This window comes from Kitasatospora sp. MAA4 (assembly GCF_029893355.1).
Lineage (GTDB): Bacteria > Actinomycetota > Actinomycetes > Streptomycetales > Streptomycetaceae > Kitasatospora.
Genome location: NZ_JARZAI010000071.1, coordinates 1 through 1,027 on the forward strand (window position 1 = coordinate 1; position 1,027 = coordinate 1,027).

The 1,027-nt window shown below is 69.2% G+C and carries 1 protein-coding gene; it reads left to right on the top strand.

Annotation, left to right across the window (positions count from 1 at the left end; translation table 11 throughout):
* Window position 1 precedes the first annotated feature (1 nt).
* Window positions 2-1,018, top strand: coding sequence for an IS30 family transposase (locus P3T37_RS36985; RefSeq protein WP_280728351.1), 1,017 nt, complete (start codon window positions 2-4; stop codon window positions 1,016-1,018).
* Window positions 1,019-1,027: the final 9 nt, after the last annotated feature.

Here is a 1,027-nt window from a genome sequence, read left to right on the forward strand (position 1 = left end):
CGTGAGCCTGGCCGCCCTGGACAAGCAGCTTCACCCGAGGTTCCTGACGCTGTCCGAGCGCGAGCGGATCCGCGATCTGCGCACGTCGGGCCACTCGTTGCGGGCGATCGGACGGGCCCTGGGCCGGTCGGCGAGCACGATCAAGCGCGAACTCGATGCGAACTCCGGCAGCGAGGACTACCACCCCTACGCGGCCCACCGGGCCGCCGCCGCGCGCCGGCCCCGCCCCAAGGAACGCAAACTGCTGCGCGAGGACCGACTGCGCCGCTTTGTCCAGGACGGACTGCGCAGACGCTGGTCGCCCGAGCAGATCTGCCACGCTCTACTCAAGGAGCATCCCGACGACGAGAGCATGCGGGTGAGCGTGGAGACCGTCTACCAGGCGCTGTACTTTCAGGCCCGCGGCGGCCTGAAACGCGAGGTCCAGGCCGCAGTCCGCACCGGCCGCACCCGCCGCAAGCCGCACCGTGACCCCGGCCGACGCACCCCGCGCTTCACCGATCCGATGCTGATGATCAGTGACCGCCCCGCCGAGATCGAGGACCGCGCCGTGCCCGGCCACTGGGAAGGCGACCTGATCATCGGCGCCAACAGCCGCTCCGCGATCGCCACCCTGGTCGAACGCACTACGCGCTACACCATGCTGGTCCACCTGCCCGGCGGAGCCCACGACGCCGAAACCGTCCGCGACGGCCTCGTCCGCACCGTCCAGACCCTGCCCGCGCACCTGCGCGGCTCCCTCACCTGGGACCAGGGCAGCGAAATGGCACGCCACAAGCAGTTCACCATGGCCACCGGCATGCCCGTCTACTTCTGCGACCCCGCCTCGCCCTGGCAACGCGGCTCCAACGAGAACACCAACGGCCTCCTGCGCCAGTACTTCCCCAAAGGCACAGACCTGAGCATCCACAGCCCCGAAGACCTCGAACACGTCGCCCAGGAACTCAACGGCCGCCCACGCAAGACGCTCGACTGGGATACCCCAGCCGAGCGTCTACGTGATCTACTCACCACCTAGAACCAGTGG